Annotated in this window: 17 protein-coding genes; 10 read left to right on the forward strand and 7 right to left on the reverse strand. The window is 45.2% G+C overall.

Features of this window, described 5'->3' with window-relative positions; translation table 11 throughout:
- Positions 1 to 2 precede the first annotated feature (2 nt).
- From RIC07_RS15035 to RIC07_RS15050, 4 genes are read left to right on the forward strand one after another with little or no spacing between them, the layout of a single operon-like run.
- Positions 3 to 1,022: an STELLO glycosyltransferase family protein gene (locus RIC07_RS15035; protein WP_446395238.1), complete on the forward strand. Its 1,020-nt coding sequence runs from the start codon at positions 3 to 5 to the stop codon at positions 1,020 to 1,022.
- 45 nt (positions 1,023 to 1,067) lie between these two features.
- Complete coding sequence (locus tag RIC07_RS15040) at positions 1,068 to 2,429, forward strand: hypothetical protein (protein ID WP_446395239.1); 1,362 nt, start codon at positions 1,068 to 1,070, stop codon at positions 2,427 to 2,429.
- A gap of 19 nt (positions 2,430 to 2,448) precedes the next feature.
- Entirely contained in the window at positions 2,449 to 3,606 is a 1,158-nt protein-coding gene (locus RIC07_RS15045; protein ID WP_446395240.1) for a glycosyltransferase family 4 protein, read from the forward strand.
- A gap of 26 nt (positions 3,607 to 3,632) precedes the next feature.
- Positions 3,633 to 4,790, forward strand: coding sequence for a glycosyltransferase family 4 protein (locus RIC07_RS15050; RefSeq protein ID WP_446395241.1), 1,158 nt, complete (start codon positions 3,633 to 3,635; stop codon positions 4,788 to 4,790).
- A gap of 73 nt (positions 4,791 to 4,863) precedes the next feature.
- Here the strand turns inward: RIC07_RS15050 and RIC07_RS15055 are convergent, their stop codons facing one another.
- From RIC07_RS15055 to RIC07_RS15080, 6 genes are all read right to left on the reverse strand, one after another.
- Positions 4,864 to 5,835 (reverse strand): 30S ribosomal protein S1, encoded by a 972-nt coding sequence (locus tag RIC07_RS15055; RefSeq protein ID WP_446345060.1) that lies wholly within the window; start codon positions 5,833 to 5,835, stop codon positions 4,864 to 4,866.
- Positions 5,836 to 6,080: 245 nt separating this feature from the next.
- Complete coding sequence (locus tag RIC07_RS15060) at positions 6,081 to 7,592, reverse strand: hypothetical protein (RefSeq protein ID WP_446395242.1); 1,512 nt, start codon at positions 7,590 to 7,592, stop codon at positions 6,081 to 6,083.
- Between the two features lie 220 nt (positions 7,593 to 7,812).
- Positions 7,813 to 8,385: a transcriptional regulator NrdR gene (nrdR, locus tag RIC07_RS15065; protein ID WP_446395243.1), complete on the reverse strand. Its 573-nt coding sequence runs from the start codon at positions 8,383 to 8,385 to the stop codon at positions 7,813 to 7,815.
- Between the two features lie 200 nt (positions 8,386 to 8,585).
- Positions 8,586 to 8,681 (reverse strand): photosystem II reaction center protein T, encoded by a 96-nt coding sequence (locus RIC07_RS15070; RefSeq protein WP_063712032.1) that lies wholly within the window; start codon positions 8,679 to 8,681, stop codon positions 8,586 to 8,588.
- 148 nt (positions 8,682 to 8,829) lie between these two features.
- Entirely contained in the window at positions 8,830 to 10,359 is a 1,530-nt protein-coding gene (gene psbB, locus RIC07_RS15075; RefSeq protein WP_446395244.1) for a photosystem II chlorophyll-binding protein CP47, read from the reverse strand.
- 256 nt (positions 10,360 to 10,615) lie between these two features.
- A complete protein-coding gene (locus RIC07_RS15080; protein WP_044210415.1) occupies positions 10,616 to 10,951 on the reverse strand; it encodes a hypothetical protein in 336 nt (111 codons plus the stop codon).
- A 275-nt stretch (positions 10,952 to 11,226) separates the two neighbouring features.
- Here RIC07_RS15080 and RIC07_RS15085 point away from each other — a divergent pair, with 275 nt between their 5' ends.
- Together RIC07_RS15085 and RIC07_RS15090 are read left to right on the forward strand one after the other, a co-directional pair.
- Positions 11,227 to 12,366 (forward strand): AI-2E family transporter, encoded by a 1,140-nt coding sequence (locus RIC07_RS15085; protein WP_446395245.1) that lies wholly within the window; start codon positions 11,227 to 11,229, stop codon positions 12,364 to 12,366.
- Positions 12,367 to 12,464: 98 nt separating this feature from the next.
- Positions 12,465 to 13,664 (forward strand): homocysteine biosynthesis protein, encoded by a 1,200-nt coding sequence (locus tag RIC07_RS15090; protein WP_446395253.1) that lies wholly within the window; start codon positions 12,465 to 12,467, stop codon positions 13,662 to 13,664.
- A 181-nt stretch (positions 13,665 to 13,845) separates the two neighbouring features.
- On the opposite strand, the gene RIC07_RS15095 is transcribed toward RIC07_RS15090, so the two are convergent.
- Entirely contained in the window at positions 13,846 to 14,832 is a 987-nt protein-coding gene (locus tag RIC07_RS15095; RefSeq protein WP_446395246.1) for a hypothetical protein, read from the reverse strand.
- 323 nt (positions 14,833 to 15,155) lie between these two features.
- Here RIC07_RS15095 and RIC07_RS15100 point away from each other — a divergent pair, with 323 nt between their 5' ends.
- The 4 genes from RIC07_RS15100 to RIC07_RS15115 all read left to right on the forward strand — a co-directional run bounded on the left by RIC07_RS15100 (position 15,156) and on the right by RIC07_RS15115 (position 19,299).
- Positions 15,156 to 15,626, forward strand: coding sequence for a tetratricopeptide repeat protein (locus tag RIC07_RS15100; RefSeq protein ID WP_446345698.1), 471 nt, complete (start codon positions 15,156 to 15,158; stop codon positions 15,624 to 15,626).
- A gap of 72 nt (positions 15,627 to 15,698) precedes the next feature.
- A complete protein-coding gene (locus RIC07_RS15105) occupies positions 15,699 to 16,775 on the forward strand; it encodes a S66 peptidase family protein (protein ID WP_446395247.1) in 1,077 nt (358 codons plus the stop codon).
- Between the two features lie 66 nt (positions 16,776 to 16,841).
- A complete protein-coding gene (hemE, locus tag RIC07_RS15110) occupies positions 16,842 to 17,903 on the forward strand; it encodes a uroporphyrinogen decarboxylase (protein WP_446381745.1) in 1,062 nt (353 codons plus the stop codon).
- A gap of 418 nt (positions 17,904 to 18,321) precedes the next feature.
- A complete protein-coding gene (locus tag RIC07_RS15115; protein ID WP_446395248.1) occupies positions 18,322 to 19,299 on the forward strand; it encodes an NAD-dependent epimerase/dehydratase family protein in 978 nt (325 codons plus the stop codon).
- Positions 19,300 to 19,509 lie beyond the last annotated feature (210 nt).

Raw genomic sequence — 19,509 nt, forward strand, 5'->3', positions numbered from 1 at the left:
CCATGTATATATCTAATAAAGAAAAAGTAGCTGTTGTTGTTACATCTATTGGAAAACCCAATAAAGTTTTATCCAGACTTGCTTCAGAAAGTAATAAAAATAAATGGGATTTTCTCCTTATTGGAGATTTAGATAGCCCGTCCGATTTTAATCTTAAAGGATGTGATTTTTATAGCCTCGAACGTCAGCTAGCCAGTGAATTTAAGTTTGCTCAACAATGTCCTACCCGACATTATGCTCGGAAAAACATTGGCTATCTTCTCGCCATAAAAAATAAAGCATCAATCATTATCGAGACAGATGATGACAATATGCCTCGTGAAGAATTCTGGCAATATCGGACAAGAAAACAAAATGTTATTACCGCGAGCAACATGGGATGGATAAATGCCTACAGTTATTTCACAGAAGCTAACATTTGGCCAAGAGGTTTTCCACTAGATTCTATTCTGGGTAACCAACTTGATTGGGATTCCTTTGAAATTTCACAGGTAGATTGTCCCATCCAACAAGGGCTTGCAGATGGCAATCCTGACGTTGACGCAATATATCGTTTAACACTACCCTTGCCACAATACTTCAGGAAAGATAGACGCTTAGCACTAGCACAGGGTTCTTGGTGTCCATTTAATAGCCAGAATACAACTTGGTGGTTTGATGCCTACCCATTATTGTATCTACCAGCATACTGTTCCTTTCGTATGACTGATATTTGGCGTAGTTTCATTGCTCAGGCAATTGCTTGGGTAAATGGTTGGTCAGTTTTATTTCACGAACCAACTGTGTGGCAGGATAGAAATCACCATAACTTAATGAAAGATTTTAGCCAAGAAATAGATGGGTATCTAAAAAATCGCGAAATCTGCCAAACCCTGGCAAAATTGCAACTAGAACCTGGCACAGATAAATTGATGGATAATATGCGGACTTGCTATGAGAGTCTGGTAAATCTTTCTGTCATAGCTCCAGAAGAACTTAATCTCCTTGAGGCTTGGTTAAGCGACTTAGAATCCTTAGCCTAACGACTCACAAGAACCTTTTTAATTCACCCTTAGTTGTATGAGATTATGAAATCATTCAAAAGCAAAACTATCCGTTATTTGGTATTAGGACTACTTTTGTTTCTTGTATTCACAGTTCATCTTTGCAGCCCTGTAAATCAGGTCGGTGATTCAAGGTGGGCTGCTCATACATCAGTAAGTATTATTAAAGAAGGCAATACTAACTTAGATGAGTATAGTGGTGAATTAGCCAGAGGTCAATATGCTATTGAAAATATTAATGGACATCAATATACAATATTTCCAATCGGCACTTCACTTTTATCTGTTCCTGTTATTTTTCCTATAGTTTATCTTTTTGATAAGAATATAGATTTACTTGTAGAATCCAATTTTATTTCTGTAATTTTTCCATCAATTAGAGATCATTATGAAGCCCATCATGAGATTATTAATTCAGAAAAACTTGGTATTTTAGCCTTCAATCCCGAACTTCAAATATTTGTTGCGTCTTTTTTTGTAACGGTTACAGCTCTATTTATTTATTTAATATCCAATTTTTTTCTCGATAGTTGGTCTTCTTTGGCTGTAACTTTTATCTTTGCTTTTTGCACCTCGTCTTGGTCAACAGCTAGTCGCGCTCTTTGGCAACACGGACCATCAATGTTGATGTTATCTATTTGTCTATACCTGCTACTGGTGGCAAAAAATAAACCTTGGATAATTCAATTCGTTGGTATACCTCTAGCATTTTCCTATGTAGTTAGACCAACCAATAGTTTATCTATCATAGCGATCTCAGTTTTTATATTCATTAAGTATAGGCGGTACTTTTTACATTTTGTTGCGTGGGGGTTAACCATCGGTATTCCTTTCCTAATGTACAATTTGTCTATATATCACCACATTCTATCTCCGTATTATCAACCTTCTCGGCTTGCTTCTAGTCCTTATTTTCTGGAAGCGCTCCTTGGAAATCTCATTAGTCCATCTAGAGGGTTATTTATCTTCACTCCCATATTCCTTTTTTCTCTAGGAGGCGTGATTTGGCTTTTTAAAGTCAAGCGAATCAGTGCCTTGGACTATTGCTTACTTGCGATTTTAATTTTACATTGGCTTTCTATTTCTTCTTTTCCTCATTGGTGGGCTGGATATTCATTTGGTCCAAGATTTTTCTCAGATATGATACCTTACTTCATGTATTTCTTAGTACGAATGATGCAAGGAATAGAGACAATTTATCATAATATAAACAAAAGAGTTATAGTTAGTATTTTTGTCCTTTTTACCATAGTTAGCCTCTTTATTCACTACAGAGGAGCTACACATTATCAGGTTAATTACTGGAATGCTATTCCAGTGAGTGTTGACCAATTTCCAGAAAGACTATGGGATTGGCAAGATATTCAATTTATGAGAGGACTTTAAGCAAATTTAAATTCAATTAATGCTAAAAATTTTGATTGATGCAACTCCCCTCGCTCCCAAACCTAGTGGAGTAGGTCTCTATGTAGCGAATTTAATCCACTTTCTTGTTTCCCAACAAACGCGAGAAAGTTTTCAGTTAGGTATAATTTATCAACCTGGCTTTAAAACTTGGCTGCAAGGCAGACTAGATATCCCTGACTTTCTTGATCAGTATTCTAACTATCATTTACTCCCTATACCTGTCAGAATATCTAACGTTTTACTTGATTACTTTCCTAATTTATTCCCTATCTATTTAGATAATTATGTACGCTCTATCGATATTGTTCATGGAACTAACTATAATGTTTTTCCTTATAGACAGCCTTTAAAGGTAATGACTATCTACGATCTTACCTGTGTTAAGTATCCTCAGTATATTAACTCTGTGGTGAAAACATATTTCAAACGTATTAAACAATGTCTTCAGTGGACAGATCTAGTATTAACTATTTCCGAGAGTGCTAAACAAGATATTGTTGATTACTTGAAAGTCAAGCCTGAGCGCATCTGGATAACACCCTTGGCGAGCCGCTATTCTGGAAAAGATGAGGGAATAGCGTCACTCGAACATCCCCAAGTCGCTTATGATTTTTCGCGACCTTATCTGTTGTTTGTAAGTACGCTAGAGCCGCGTAAAAATATTATTGCAATTGTTGAGGCATTTAACTATCTCAAAGCAAAATATAAGATTGAGCATCAATTAGTGTTAATCGGTCAGAAAGGCTGGAAATATAAGCCGATTTTGAGTGCGATCGCGCATTCGCCCTGGCACGAGGAAATTTATCATCTCGATTATCTCAGTGACAGTTATGTAGCTTGGTTTTATAAACAGGCGGATGTTTTTGTCTATCCCTCCCACTACGAAGGCTTTGGTCTTCCAGTTCTCGAAGCGATGACCCTAGGCGCACCTGTTGTTACCTCAAATACCTCCTCTCTCCCGGAAGTCGCTGGCGATGCAGCCCTTCTCATTGACCCTAATGACCCAATCCAATTAGCTGAGGCTATCTTAAAAATTATCAGTGACACCCAATTCCGCCAGGACTTAATTCAAAAGGGCAAAGCAAGAGCTAAACTATTCTCTTGGGAAAGAACGGCGCAAGAAACCCTAAACGCCTATAAATCTCTACTCAGTTAATAAATTATTCAATCGCTTATTCAACCTTGTCTTCTCCCCTATTAATCAACCTCTCCATTCTATTTTCCAAACCCACTGGCATCGCCACGTATGCTGCCAACGTATTCCCCTACTTAAAACCCCTGAATCCCACTCTGCTCATTTCACCCGTCGCGTCGAACCACTTCCCCCTCGCCTCTGACTTTATCGGTTACCCTGTTCCCGCCAATCTTAGCCCCGCCCACGGAACAAAAGGTCACTTCCGTCGCTTGTTATGGACTCAACTCCAACTTCCCCGCCTCTACCACAGCTTAAAATCTTCCCTCCTCTTTTCTCCCATCCCTGAAGCCCCCCTTAATAGCAAGTGTCGCTATGTCGTAATGGTTCATGACCTAATCCCGCTACGCTTTCCCAAACCTAACTCCCCTCTCACCCCTTACTTCCGTTACTATATCCCCCAAGTTCTTACCCAAGCCCAACATATCCTCTGTAACTCCATCGCCACCGCCAGAGACATTACCGACTTTTACCCTATCCCCGCCGCCAAAATCACGCCCATTCCCCTAGCTTACGACGCCAACCACTTTCGCCCCCTCTGCGCCCCTCTGCGCCAACCTCTGCGCCCCTCTGCGTTTCTCAAAAAGCCCAATGAAGCAACTCCAGCTAACCATAATCCCTACTTCCTCTACATCGGACGCCATGATCCCTATAAAAACCTACACCGACTGATCGACGCCTTTGCTAATTTGCCTAACTGTGGCGACTATGAACTGTGGATCGCCGGGTCAAGTGACAAACGATACACCCCTAAACTTCAATTCCAAGCCAACCACCTCGCTTTAAGCCATCAGGTTAAATTTCTCAACTATGTTCCCTACAACCAACTACCCATACTTCTCAATAACGCGATCGCACTCATCTTTCCCAGTCTCTGGGAAGGCTTTGGACTCCCGGTTCTGGAAGCCATGGCTTGTGGGACTCCCGTCATCACCTCCAACCTCTCCGCCCTCCCGGAAGTAGCAGGCGACGCGGCTATCCTAGTGAACCCTTACAACACCTCAGAACTCTCCGCAGCGATGCACTCTATCGCCACCGACAGCCAACTGCGATCGCGCCTTAGCACCCTCGGACTCCAACGCGCCCGTCAATTTAGCTGGGCAAAAACTGGACAGAAAACGGTTGAAGTTCTACAAAACTATCTTTAAAAAAAAAGAGGGATTTACCCTCTGTTCAAACCCAAAAAATTTTTGGATGTATAAACCTGTCCTGACACCGGAATTACTCTTCCGTCGCTGACACAAACTCTTCTTCTTCAATCCCCTCTTCTTGAGATTCAGGATTAACGCCTTCCTGTTGTGCCAGCATCTTCTCCCGATACTTCTGAGCCATTTCTTCTGCCTTATCGTAGACTTGATCCCGATTGTTGATCATATCTCCCGGTTCAGGTTCCAACTGCTTCGTTGACAGAGAAATCCGACCGCGTTCGGCATCCAAGTCAATGATCATCACTTTCAATTCATCATTGACATTAAACACACTATGAGGCGTGTCAATATGATCATGAGAAATTTCTGAAATGTGTAGCAATCCGCTCACACCACCAATATCAATGAACGCACCGTAAGGCTTAATACCCCGTACCGAACCAACGACCACTTCACCGACTTCTAAGCGGTTCATCTTGCGCTCAACCAAAGCGCGACGGTGAGAGAGAACCAAACGGTTTCTGTCTTCGTCTACCTCTAAGAATTTCAGGGGCAGTTCTTCGCCGACTAAATCTTCTTTCGGTTTGCGAGTACTAATGTGGGAACCGGGAATAAAACCTCGTAGCCCTTCAATGCGAACCAACGCCCCACCTCGGTTTGTGGCAAAAACCAAAGAACGAACGGTCGCGTCTTCAGTTTGAAGCTGGCGCACCCGCTCCCAAGCCCGCATATACTCAATACGCCGAATGGAAAGGGTAAGCTGTCCATCTTCATTCTCGTCTGTCAAAATGAAAAATTCTCGCGTTTCATTTGACTGCAATACTTCTTCGGGAGCGTCAACCCGATTAATTGACATCTCCTGTATGGGAATATAAGCGGCGGTTTTAGCACCAATGTCAATCAGAGCGCCTCTTGGCTCCAGACTGAATACTGTACCTGCGACAATATCACCAGGGCTAAAGTGATAATCATACTTGTCGAGGAGGGCGGCAAAATCGTCGTGAGTGAAGCCAATATCTATTGTATTTGTGTTCTGACTGAGCATGTGCGTTGTGTTTCCTTGTTTAATCTCCGTAATGACTATGCCTCCTGTCGATGTACTCGCACGTCGGTATTGTGCCACCTACACCTACATTGCTTTGTCTCAACCTTATTTTAAAAGATTTAATAAAGTCCAGACAGGTAATTATAACTCAATCTGGATTACCGCTCATTCGTGTATAGACAAAACTACCCGAAGCTAGATAATTTGACCATATCGCATCCTAGCGGCTAGATGCTATTGCCTGTTCAAAGTGCCTGACGGCTTGCCTCTGACTCGATCTGAGTTACAGACTCAATCAGAGGCTTGACCTTGAACTCCCAGTTAGAGACACTGTAGAAGTTATGGCGTGACATCCCAGTGAGGACTTTATTCAGTTGGTTGATCCCGCTCCATACGTGCTTACGCGGATTCACTCCGAGCAAGGCGGTTATGGAGCGGGGTAATCGTTCAGACAAATTCATGGCTCTACGTGCCAATACTAATGCGGCAGCTTCATTGCTCCCCATACCATACATTCGAGCATATTTCACCAAAGCTAAGAAGCTAGACCATGCTGGATTACGGCGAATGACTTCAATTCCTGCATTCCCACATTGCAACACTAATTGCTCTATAAATCGACTGTAGGCAAAGTTTGACAACATTCGAGAATACTTTTTACCACGCTCACGTAATTGTGTTTTTTTAGTGTTGAAGTCGAGATTCTCAAAGCAAATTGGCACTCCAAAGTACAAAGCCAGATTTACCAATGAATTGCAAACATCCGCAATAATGGCGATGGTTTGACCGCGCCGTTTAGAACTGACATCAAACGATAAACGTCCTTTAGTAACCAAATTCCCGTCATGATCTACCGCAGCATAGCCAATAGATTTTGGATTGATGTCAATCCCAATACAACCATATTGCCGAGGTTTGGTGACTCGCTTAGGTATACTCAGGTCAACTGTGACTGCCCAAAACCAGCGCAAATCCTTGGTGTAGAATCGGTGCGTCATTGCCACGCCGTAGCGGATTGGCGCTTGATATCCGGTCTTCTTATTCGTGGTGAATCCAGGCGTTGACAATGCTTGTTCTAGTTTGTCCTGACCATAAGGAAACGGATCAACCGAACATTCTAATATCTCACCATACTTTGTTTTTAGGCATTCTGGAACACGGAGCTTGAGGGTAGCACCATCGAATTGAAAAACCTGATTACCACAGGTTTCACCTTTGGAACCGAGAAAGAGGCAGTCAGGTTGTTTACTGATAGTGACTTGAATCGGAGCTGTTTTTAATGCTGATATTTGACTTTCTAGGTGCGTGATGTATCGCTTTTTGTGATGAATAGCAAATCGCTTACTTTGCCATGAGGTTCTGTGCGTATCAAGGTAACAGAACAGTTTTAGATTTGTCGATTGCTTTTTGTTTTGCCACTTGCCAGAGTAATGCTTACGAGAGTCTTTTAACGACTTTTCAGCCTTGCGTAACCAGTCTTTAGCCGATTTGAGCTTGCCTTCGAGTTGCTTAATGTGGTTGACATGGCATTTCTTAGCAGAGTTAATTTTCCCATCTGCATCTGCAATAACCGCGCCGGCTTGACGCTTGTTGATTTTGAAAGTCTGTTGAATTAGTGTGTTTAGCTTTGATTTGTTGCTGGAACCTTTAAGACGCTGATTGACAGTGAAGATCAACGCAAACCGATAAACCTCGCTGTAATCAGCTATGAAATTTTGCAGAATGACAGGGAATTGATCGGTTGCGTAAGTCTTCATAACCATTCATTTTATTGAGATAAATCATCCATAATGCCTACCAAGTTAATGACTTACCTCAATATATAGACGTTCTGGGAGTTTGGTCTAGTTCTGGGTAGAAATTACCGAACAGCTTCTAACCCCTGTTGAGATCGAGAATTACACAAAACTTTATAAAGATAGATTATCCTAAATCGCGAACTGATCAAACTGCTGTCTGCTAAGGATTGGGCGTCCCTTACTGTAAAACCTGTTGCTCCTCTGAAGCAGGAGTGATTAAGGAGGCTGATGTCTCCGAATCATCCGACTCGTTGGGGATAGCTGGTGGTATCGGGGATATCTCTGGATTATCGAGTTCAGTATTATTTCTGAGATGCTCTAGGGTTTCGATAAAATCGCGAATGCCCTGAAACTTCCGATAAACTGAGGCAAACCGGACATACGCTACTTCACTCTCGTGTCGTAGGTAGCGCAGGACTAACTCACCCACTTCATCACTGGTAACCTCCCGCCCATAGTGCTGCTGAACTTCAGCTTCAATCTCATCGACTATCGCTTCTAGACGTCGTTGGGAAACTCCTGTTTTCTCACAAGCTCGCACCATTCCCCGTAATAACTTAGAACGGTCGAAGGATTCTCGCTTACCATCCCGCTTCAGGACAGTAATCGGCACAAATTCAATCCGCTCATAAGTCGTGAAGCGATGTTTACAAAGCAAACACTCCCGACGACGCCGAACACTTTGTCCTGCTTCTGTTGAACGGGACTCCAAAACGCGGCTGTCGGTGTGCTGACAATAGGGGCATCGCATAATAGCAAGTTTTTTCCGACTGGTTAAATACAGAAAATTGAGCCGATACAAGTCTATCTAATGTCTTCCTGCTCGAATCCCTGTCGGCAAAAGTAATCAGATAGACTCATGTAGGCTCAGAGTATCCTAGAGAGCTGATCAAATTCACGATCAATCTAAACGATGGCGCTCTCCAGGAGAGAAGACAGCGCCACAGGGATCTACTTTTCAATCCGAGGCGGTTCCCGGAACGCGATCGCAAAAAACAGAACGCCTAGAGCGCCAATCAAAACAAAGATATAAATGAGGCTTTCCATATCACAACTTACCCAATTATCTGCTGTACTACCAGTTTACCTTGCTCAGTCAACCACAATAGCGAAAGAGGCAAAAGAAAAATAAAGTTTTCTCTTGCCCTCCATGATTATGGTAGAGACGTAGCATGCTACGTCTCTACTGCAATATTTAGACCGCTTCTTTTTTCCGAGTGGTCTTATCACCCACTTTCTGGAACAGACCGAATTCGACTTGTTCGTCTAGGTCAGGATCAACCCCAGCAAATACATCTCGGAACAGAGTCCGGGAACCATGCCAGATATGACCAAAGAAGAACAACAGCGCAAATACCGCATGACCGAAGGTGAACCAACCCCGTGGACTTGTACGGAATACCCCGTCGGAGTTTAAGGTTTCACGATCAAATTCAAACGGTTCACCCAATTGAGCTTTACGGGCATACTGCTTAACAACAGCAGGATCTTCAATGGTTTTACCATCCAAAAGACCGCCGTAGAATGTCGCTGTAACACCAGTTTGCTCAAAGCTATATTTCGACTCAGCCCGTCGGAAGGGGATGTCCGCCCGAACAACACCATTGGCATCGGTTAAGACAACGGGGAAGGTTTCAAAGAAGTTGGGCATACGGCGCACCGTCAATTCTCGACCTTCGCCATCAGTAAATACTGGATGACCTAACCAAGCTTCGGCAATACCATCACCCTTATCCATGGGACCAGTGCGGAACAAACCGCCCTTAGCCGGAGAGTTGCCAATATAGTCGTAGAACGCTAGCTTCTCTGGAATCTGATTCCACGCCTCTGAGGGGCTGGCTCCGTCTGCCATCGCCATTTCCACACGGCGATCAATTTCTTCATGGAAATAGCCTTGATCCCATTGATACCGGGTTGGACCAAACAGTTCAATCGGCGTAGCCGCAGAACCGTACCACATTGTACCCGCCACCACGAACGCCGCAAAGAATACGGCGGCAATACTGCTAGAGAGTACTGTTTCGATATTCCCCATCCGCAGCGCTTTAAACAGTCGCTCTGGGGGTCGAACCGTCAAGTGGAATAACCCAGCAATAATTCCGACAATACCCGCAGCGATATGATGAGCAACGATACCGCCTGGGTTAAAGGGGTTAAATCCTTCTGGACCCCAGGCTGGGGCTACAGGTTGAACGCTACCTGTTAGACCATAGGGATCAGATACCCACATTCCCGGACCAAAAAGCCCAGTCTGGTGAAACGCCCCAAAGCCAAAGCAGAGAAGACCAGACAAGAACAGGTGAATGCCAAACATTTTTGGCAAATCCAGCGCCGGTTCACCCGTGCGAGGATCTCTAAACAGTTCTAAATCCCAGTAAACCCAATGCCAGCAGGCGGCTAAGAACAACAGACCTGCCAGAACAATGTGAGCAGCGGCGACGCCTTCAAATGACCAAAAGCCGACATCTGTCGCTGTTTCGCCACTAATACTCCAACCCCGCCAGGATTCAGTGACCCCTAAACGCGCCATGAACGGCATCACGAACATCCCTTGACGCCACATGGGATTGAGGACTGGATCACTCGGATCAAATGTGGCTAGTTCGTATAGAGCCATCGAACCAGCCCAGCCTGCCACAAGGGCAGTGTGCATCAAATGCACAGCAATCAGACGCCCTGGATCATTCAGGACGACTGTATGTACTCGATACCACGGTAGTCCCATCGACTACGCTCCTCCTAGAGATAGAGTTTCTACTTTGACGCTTCTTTTGCTAAAGATGTTAGAAATTGATCTTACCCGCCTAAAAGCGTGAACCGATGACCTTTTCCGGTTATTCTTCATGTTCCAAACAGCTAGGCGGGTTAGTCTTGACTTTAAAGAAGTGTAACTTTTGTTAGAAACGATTGCAAGCACAGGGGACGTTTTGACCCAACGTAACGTAGAGACGTACCATGCTACGTCTCTACCCAATCGCTGATCACCCATCGCTAGTTTCTGAGGAGAGATTCAAAACACTCGGCGCTGTGGTCAATCGCTCAACCACTTGTTCTGCACTCATTAAGCGTTTGAGGACAACTTGACCAATAGTTTTGGCGGATTGGGGTGAAGCATCCGGTGTCGGTTTAACTTCTACCATCAATACCGCATCCTCAACCCGATATAGCCATAACTTTTCCCCCTGTTCCAAGATGCAAAGGTTGAGGCGGATGATTTCGGGTTCCCGTCGCCAAGCATTGACATTCCAAAGTCCTCCAAACTCCCAAACTCGTCCCACAGTCCAGCCATCGGATAGAAAAAAGTACTTTACAGACATTTGTATTACATTTAGGGAACTGGTGTTCTAGTGCAGCATGGCAAAAATAGTTTTGTTGTTTCAGTCTGTATTGATAATAGGGGAGATGGGGAAGATAGGGTAGATGAGAGAGATGGGGAGTCGGAGCGAGTTGAGTCGCATTCCTGGTGAGACCACGATAATAGTGAAAATAACCCCTCCATACAACCAGGTTTCCTGGAGCGAACCCCAGGGTCAAAACTTTACCTTTCCCATTTTGCAGCAGGATCAAACCCGAGTAGCTTGGAGGCTGGGCAGTGAGTCTGGGTAAATGGATTGGCATACTGGTTTTTATCATTTCACTATTTGTTTTGTGGCAAATTCGGCAGATTCTCATGCTTATATTTGCCGCAATTGTGATATCTAATGCCTTAAATATTCTGGTAGAGCGATTCCAGCGATCTGGAATGCAGCGATTTTTTGCAGTTCTGCTGTCGCTTTTTCTCCTACTGTGCATTTTGGTCGGATTTTACTTCTTAATCGTCCCTCCTTTTGCCGAACAATTTTTACAACTAAGTGAGTTAGTTCCTCAGGGTATAGAACAATTAAGCGAGTGGATAGAAGCTTTAGAAGCAGATTTTTCATCGGGATTGCTCGATCAGTATATCCCAGATATTAACCAGTTGCTGCAACAGCTTCCTCCCTTAATCAATCGGGTGTTAGGGGGCGGATTCACGTTTTTCAATAATGCTTTGGGTGTCCTCCTGAATAGTTTACTTGTCCTGGTATTAACATTGATGCTCCTTGCCGATCCTCACCCTTACCAAAAAAGCTTTGTTCGCCTTTTTCCGTCATTCTATCGGCGTCGAGTTGATGAAATTTTGCAGCGGTGTAATGAATCGTTACGGGGATGGCTAGCCGGTATTCTGTTTAACATGGCAGTCATTGCGTTGTTAAGTTTTTTCGGCTTGCTGCTGTTGGGAATTCCCCTGGCACTGGCACAGGCTACGTTAGCGGGTATTTTAACATTTATTCCCAATCTTGGACCCGTGGTGAGTGTGATCCCACCTATTGCGATCGCGCTGCTGGATTCGCCCTGGAAAGCCATTGCTGTATTGATTCTATATATTGTGATTCAGCAGGTTGAAAGTAATTTACTCACACCGTTAGTCATGGCGCAACAGGTATCCCTTTTACCCGCTATAACATTGCTCGCCCAGTTATTTTTCGTCACCTTCTTTGGATTTATAGGATTATTATTAGCCCTTCCCCTAACAGTGGTGGCTCAGGTTTGGCTCAAGGAGGTTCTGGTTAACGATATTCTTGACCAATGGCATCATCCGAGTCACAAGGATGCTCAATCTGTGGCAACAACATTTGCTGTCTCTCCCACTGCTGATATGGTAAGGGATGAGGAAGATGAGGGAGATGAGGGAGATGGGGGAGTTGTGAGTTAACTAAAAACTCTACCTTGTTTCCTCTTTCCTGTGACACACCGAGCGAAGTCGAGGTGTTCCCTGTTCCCTGTTCCCTGTTCCCTGTTCCCTTTTTGATTGTGCGAACCTTAGCTGATATCAATGATAAAATTCACCATCGTCGTGCAGTCGTCTGGACGGTCGAGGAATTAAAAGCGCGAGTCGCCGATATCGGTGTCACCCAGGCGGCTAAGAACGTCGATGTGATTACCACAGGTACATTTGAGCCAATGGAGTCATCGGGCGCGATTATTAATTTAGGTCACACAGACCCCCCGATTAAGATTCGTAAATGCTGGTTAGATGGTGTACCTGCTTATGCTGGCTTTGGTGCGGTGGATTTGTATTTAGGCGCGACTCAAGTTGTGGACTCTACCGATATGGGAGATCTGCTAGAGATCGAGGAATCTAGGGAACGGGGTGGTTCTCATGTAATTGAAGACTTGATTGCTGGTAAACCCGTGCAGTTGCGGGCGATTGGACAGATGACTGACTGTTATCCTAGAGCCTCTTGTGATACGACGATTACTCGCGAAACGATTAACCAGTTCTATCTCTACAATCCGCGCAATCTCTATCAAAATTTTATCGTCGGCGTCAATGGGGGCGATCGCCTCTTGTACACTTATCTTGGTCCGCTCCAGCCCAGATTAGGCAATGCAGTCTACTCCAATCCGGGAGCAATTTCCCCGCTACTTAACGATCCCGAACTTAAGCTGATTGGGATTGGTACGCAAATTTTCTTGGGTGGGGGTATTGGGTACATCGCTTGGGAAGGGACTCAACATTTTCCCCTCCAGAAACGCCTACCCAATCATACCCCCATTGGTCCAGCCGCTACATTGGCGTTAATTGGAGATGCCAAGCAGATGAATCCCAAGTGGGTACGGGGTTGCTACTTTAAAAATTATGGTCCGTCTCTGATGTTGGGCGTTGGTGTACCCTTACCTGTTTTGAGTGAAGAGGTGGTTCAGCATTGTGCTGTATCGGATCAGGATATTGTCGCCCCAGTGGTTGATTTCTCGATTCCCCGTCGCGTTCGTCCCACCTTCGGATTAGTCAGCTATGCCCAGCTAAAGCAGGGGCGGATTACTATTGACGGCAACTCTGTGCGGACAGCACCTTTGGCAAGTGTATTTCGTTCACGGCAAGTTGCTTTGGAATTAAAGCAATGGATTGAACGGGGCGAGTTTACGCTCACCGAACCCGTAGCATCCATTCCCATGGATCGTTCCTTTCTGCCTCAAGACCGCTGGGGTTCTCAACTGAGTATAGAGTAAACTAATCCCACAACTTTAGGTCGTGGGATTAGCAGTCATCTGTCATCTGTCATTTGTCCTTTGTTATATTAACACTTTATTGGTAATTCCTCATAGCCGCCCCTAACTACCGCTTCTACCTCATCGGTGAAGCGCAGGATGGGCGGCGGAATCAGGCTCAAGTCCTAATCAAGAATCTCTCTTAGGAATTATCTTTACCCGGCTTGTCCTTACGTTGAACTGGTTTGGATAAGGGTTCTGAACGCTTGGGTGAGGTTCTTTTTCCTGTTGTCGAACGATCTTCGCCCGAACCACGATGGGGAAAACTCTTTTTAGGTCTTGACCCTTTGCGTGGACGAAACTTATTGGATCGCCTTTTGGGTGCATGAACGATACCAATATCATTGCCTTCCTCAATCATCAGGGTATTGGTATGCAGTTTGACGTGCAAATCCCAAAAGTGATTAATCACCTTTTCCCCCAGCAATCCCTTGAGCTGAAGCTTGAAAAATTTGGTTTTCTCTGATTCTCTGCGGGGAGACTGCTTGATTTTGACAATAACGTCTTCATTCTCCCGCGACTGGTAAATGACTTGACCCCGAATTGAAAAATAACCTTCTGGTAATTGCTCGGTTGGTTTAGGTTGAGGATGATCTGGAGACGTTTGTGCCTCAGGGGTTGACTCTTCCGGTGGCGAGTCGGTTGATTCTGAAGCCGTCGTTTGATCTTGATTGAGTGTTTCCGGTTCCCAAACACCGACAATTTGGACGTGCAAATTTCCGTCTTGTTGTCTCGTGCGAGGGTAAACTACCCAAAGATGGGATAGAGCTAAATCGAGATGGTTTTTCACCAAACTCATCACCCGACCCAGTAAGACGGCATCAATTAAGGTACCGTCATCTGCCAGTAGAGTACCCCTTGTCAATTGCTCTTGAGAGGGCATATATTTTCCCCGAATCAGCCCGATTGCTCGGTACTGCATGGGTTCACTGGGCGGAGGAATAGGTTGTTGTCGTTGGACATCTGATGGCATTGTCCCGGTTGAATCCGTTGTAGTAGATGAGTTAGTCACGTTTTGAGAATTGCCATTGGGTGGGGCTGAGTGTGGCGGTTGCACACTGGATGCTTCTGGCAGATTTTCACCAGAAGACTGGGGTGAGTCGGTAGACCGATTCACAGAAGGACTCATATAACCTCCTAGCGGCGGAGACACATTCCCTTGTGGGAGATTTGGACTGACTGCTTGAATTTTAGTTTGTTCAACATCCTTACTGGAGTGGTGCAATAGCTAGAATGACTCTCCTAGCTATGTTTTCACCGAAAATTAACAACGTAAGGAAACTCAGTATCAGTCTGCCCATTTTACAAAATGCAGTCATAAGACTGGTACATCCGCAAAGTTTATGGAATCTTTACTCGCAGCAATCTGCACTCTATTCAAATTTGGCGGGAAAATAGGGGAGTGCCGATAAATTTGAGTAATCCGTTACACAATAGTTAAGAGGACAAGAGATGAGTGAATCATCCATCAATTCCTTACTGGAGAACCTAAAAAACCCTGATGAAAACGTCCGCAAGCAGGCAACCGAAGAACTCTGGCGTATCTGGTTCTATCAAAAGGGCATCTCCGGCATGGAACGGCTAGGGCGGACACAGATTTTATTAGAACGTGGGGAAACCGCTCAAGCTGAAGCACTGCTGACCCAGATTATTAGAGAGCAACCTGATTTTGCCGAAGCGTGGAATCGACGAGCCGTTCTTTACTACCTACTTAAACAGTATCAAAAGTCAAGGGACGATTGTCAGCAGGTTGTCCGACTCAATCCCATTCATTTTGGGGCGCTGCATGGTTTGGGATTGTGTTATATGGCGTTAGGAGATTATCAAGCGGCAATTACAGCCTTTCGCAGGGCGTTGGACATTCAACCCTATTCTTTAATTAATCAAAAGTTTATTCTTGAATGCACGGCGCGGTTGAGTTAGGGGGTATTAACAGATGGGGAAGATGGGGATGATGGGGATGATGGGGATGATGGGGATGTGTAGAGACGTAGCATGCTACGTCTCTACAGGGAGGTAAATTTGGTGAACATAAATCAACCTAGTCCCTTACAACCAGGTAATTTGCTCCGGGTGATTGCTCCGAGTGGGGCGTTAAGAGAGGTTGACGCATTCCATCAGGGAGTAGAAATTTGGCGTCGCCGAGGCTATCGGGTTGAATTGCCAGCCAATTGGGATGCTAGAGAGGGTTACCTAGCGGGTACAGATAACCAACGACGTCAGCAGTTAGCCGCCGCTTGGTATGACCCAGACTGTCGGGGAATTCTTTGTATCCGAGGCGGCTATGGTAGCGCCCGTCTTCTGGAAGACTGGACGTGGAATTCTCCAGTAATATCGCCCCAGGTTGTAGGGGCGGGTTTGACCGATAACGCTACCCCAGAAACCGATAACTTGACTAAACCCGCCCTGCTTGGGGAACAGGGGCGCAGCGGCGCACAGGTCAATCAAATTGATCAAAGGAGTCTTGAGCCAAAATCCCCTATCCCCAAGTGGCTGATTGGGTTTTCTGATATTACCTGTCTCCTCTGGAGTCTAGCTGGGGTGGGAATTAGCAGTGTTCATGCTCCAGTCTTAACCACATTAGCCAATGAACCGGAATGGTCACTCAATCGCTTATTTGACTGTGTAGAAGGGCGTCCTCTGTCCCCCTTAACCGGGAAGGGTTGGGGCGGGGGTAAGGTTAGGGGGTGGCTTTTGCCAGGGAATCTGACTGTGGCAACTCATTTACTGGGTACGCCGATTCTACCACCGCTAGATGGGGCAATTCTGGCGTTAGAGGATGTGACAGAAGCGCCTTATCGGATTGACCGCCTGTTGACCCAGTGGCGGATGAGTGGCATGTTACAAAAGGTTAAGGGGATTGCCTTGGGACGGTTTAGTCGCTGCCATCCTCCCCAAAATGTTCCAAGTTGGACGGTTGAAGAGGTATTAAGCGATCGCTTAACCGATCTTGATATCCCGATTGTATCCGAGTTGCCCTTTGGTCACGATGGGGTCAACGCCGCTTTGCCTGTGGGAAGTTGGGTTGAACTGGATGGGGATCAGGGAACATTATGTTGGAAAACTTCATAAATAATTGTCAATCCGGAATGGTAAGCTAACAAGTGCGCTGAAAACTTTATATAGGGTAGGTCTAGTATGGCTGGGTTAACCCAGGTTCCTTATTTATTACGAGCCGCTCGTGGTGAAAAATTAGAACGTCCGCCGGTGTGGATGATGCGACAGGCGGGTCGATATATGAAAGCCTATCGGGATTTACGCGATAAGTATCCCAGTTTCCGGGAACGCTCCGAAATTCCCGAAATTGCTATTGAAATTTCTCTCCAACCCTGGAAGGCGTTTCGTCCAGATGGGGTGATTCTATTTTCGGATATCCTCACGCCTCTACCCGGAGTCGGTATTCCCTTTGATATTGTTGAAAGCAAAGGTCCGATTATAGATCCGCCGATTCGCTCTCAAGCACAAATTGACGGGCTTCATCCCTTAGAGTTAGAAAAATTAACATTTGTCGGGGAGATATTACAAGCGCTGCGGCGGGAAGTCGGGAACGAAGCCGCTGTCTTAGGCTTTGTCGGTGCGCCTTGGACGTTAGCCGCTTATGCGATTGAAGGCAAAAGTTCCAAGAATTACTCGATTATTAAAGGGATGGCATTTTCCCAACCCGCCATGCTACATGAGTTTTTGGGGAAAATCGCTGATGCGATCGCGGTTTATGTACGCTATCAAATTGATAATGGTGCCCAAGTCGTGCAACTGTTCGATTCTTGGGCGGGTCAACTGAGTCCCCAAGACTACGATACCTTTGCCTTACCCTATCAGCAGCGCGTGGTTGAGCAGGTGAAAGCCACGCATCCTGATACCCCTCTGATTTTATATATCAGTGGGAGTGCGGGTATCTTAGAGCGTATGGGTAAATCCGGTGTGGATATTATCAGCGTAGACTGGACAGTAGATATGGCAGAAGCGCGACAGCGGTTAGGCTATAAAATGAACGTTCAGGGGAATATGGACCCAGGGGTGTTATTTGGGTCACAGGATTTTATCCGCGATCGCATTTTGGATACAATTCGTAAAGCTGGGAACCGAGGTCATATCTTTAATTTGGGTCATGGTGTCTTACCGGGAACCCCAGAAGATAATGTTAGGTTCTTCTTTGAAACAGCGAAACAGGTTGATCAATTGTTGACCGTTCATGCGTAAGAGATTGGGAAACAGGAGATTGGGTGAAGCCTTCGTGCTGGTATGTTGACAGAAAACCGATACATCTGGAAACGAATGCGAGAACCCCTACGTCTGTCGGACATTGCGCGTCTGTAGGGGCGGGTTTATGGGTTTTCGTGTGGCTATTGATGATAACGTTTATTCAAAACCCGCCCTTTCCCAATGTAGAGGTGGGATTTCACTATTGTCGTTTCGTCCATCACCCAGATGTGACTCAATCCGCCCCGGACACAAATTCAGGTGGATCATACAGATAAAATCGTGGAATAGATTTTAGGTTGGGTTGACTCATGTTACCCAACGGAATCTAGGGCTAAAGCCCTTACTACAAGCCTAATATTTACATAATGTAATATCGGTTGAGTTAGGATCAGATTACCAAGAAATCTAAAATCAAATGACTCCCAAGCGAATCTTCATGACTGGTGCTAGTGGTTGCATCGGTCAGTATGTCGCCGAAAGTTTAATTCAACACACGGATCACGAGTTGTATTTATTGGTCAGAAATCCCGATAAATTAGGATTTGACTATCATGCTCGTTCGGGTATTACGATTTGTCAAGCCGATTTACGGCAGATTGATCAGTTTGGTGATTTACTCAAAACGGTAGATGTAGCAATTTTGGCAGCAACAGCTTGGGGAGGAGTCCAGGAAGTTTTTGATATTAATGTGGTCAAAACCCTGCGATTGCTGGATTTGCTGGATACTCAACGTTGTGAACAAGTGATTTACTTTTCCACCGCTAGCATTCTAAATCAACAGAACCAATTACTCAAGGAAGCTGGTCAACTGGGAACTGACTATATCCGTTCCAAATATGACTGTTTGCGGCAAATCTCAAAACTCGCGATCGCGCCTAAAATTACTACAGTGTTTCCCACGTTGGTATTGGGGGGAGATGAGCGCAAACCTTACTCCCATATTTCATCAGGGATTAAGGATGTAGTCAAATGGATGGACTTGATTCGTTGGTTCAAAGCCGATGGCAGTTTCCACTTTATGCACGCCCAGGATATCGCTCAAGTGGTGCGCTATCTGGTTGATCATCCTCCTAGTCACGAGTTGACCACTAAAACGGGTGAAGGATTATCGACGAATCGTTTAGTCTTAGGCAATCCGCGCCTCACTGTTAACCAAGCGGTAGCAGAAGTCTGTGCGTATTTAGGTAAAAAAATTTATGTTCGCGTCCCCTTATCGATTGGACTAGCGAATCTATTAATTATCTTATTCCGGATTCAGATGGCGGCGTGGGATCGATTTTGCCTCAACTATCGCCATTTTACCTATCAAAACCCAGTGAATCCCCAAACATTCGGTTTACCCACGTACTGTCCCACCCTGAGTGACGTGTTGAAAATCAGTGGTCTTCCGTAGGGGCGCACCGACGTGCGCCCTTTACCAACGTGTATCTGTATCAACTTAAGCCACAACCCCCTCACCCCCAGCTCACAAGGGTAGGTTTTTTAAGATGGGGGTTTAGGCAAGACAAGGAAGACAGGTAGACCAGTAGACAAGGAAGAGTGAGAACGAAAAATAGGGCGTTTCGGCTTTTAGAAGTTAGTTTGACCGAACCGAATTCTGTAC

The organism is Coleofasciculus sp. E1-EBD-02 (genome assembly GCF_040218245.1).
In the GTDB taxonomy this organism is placed as follows: Bacteria; Cyanobacteriota; Cyanobacteriia; order Cyanobacteriales; family Coleofasciculaceae; genus Coleofasciculus.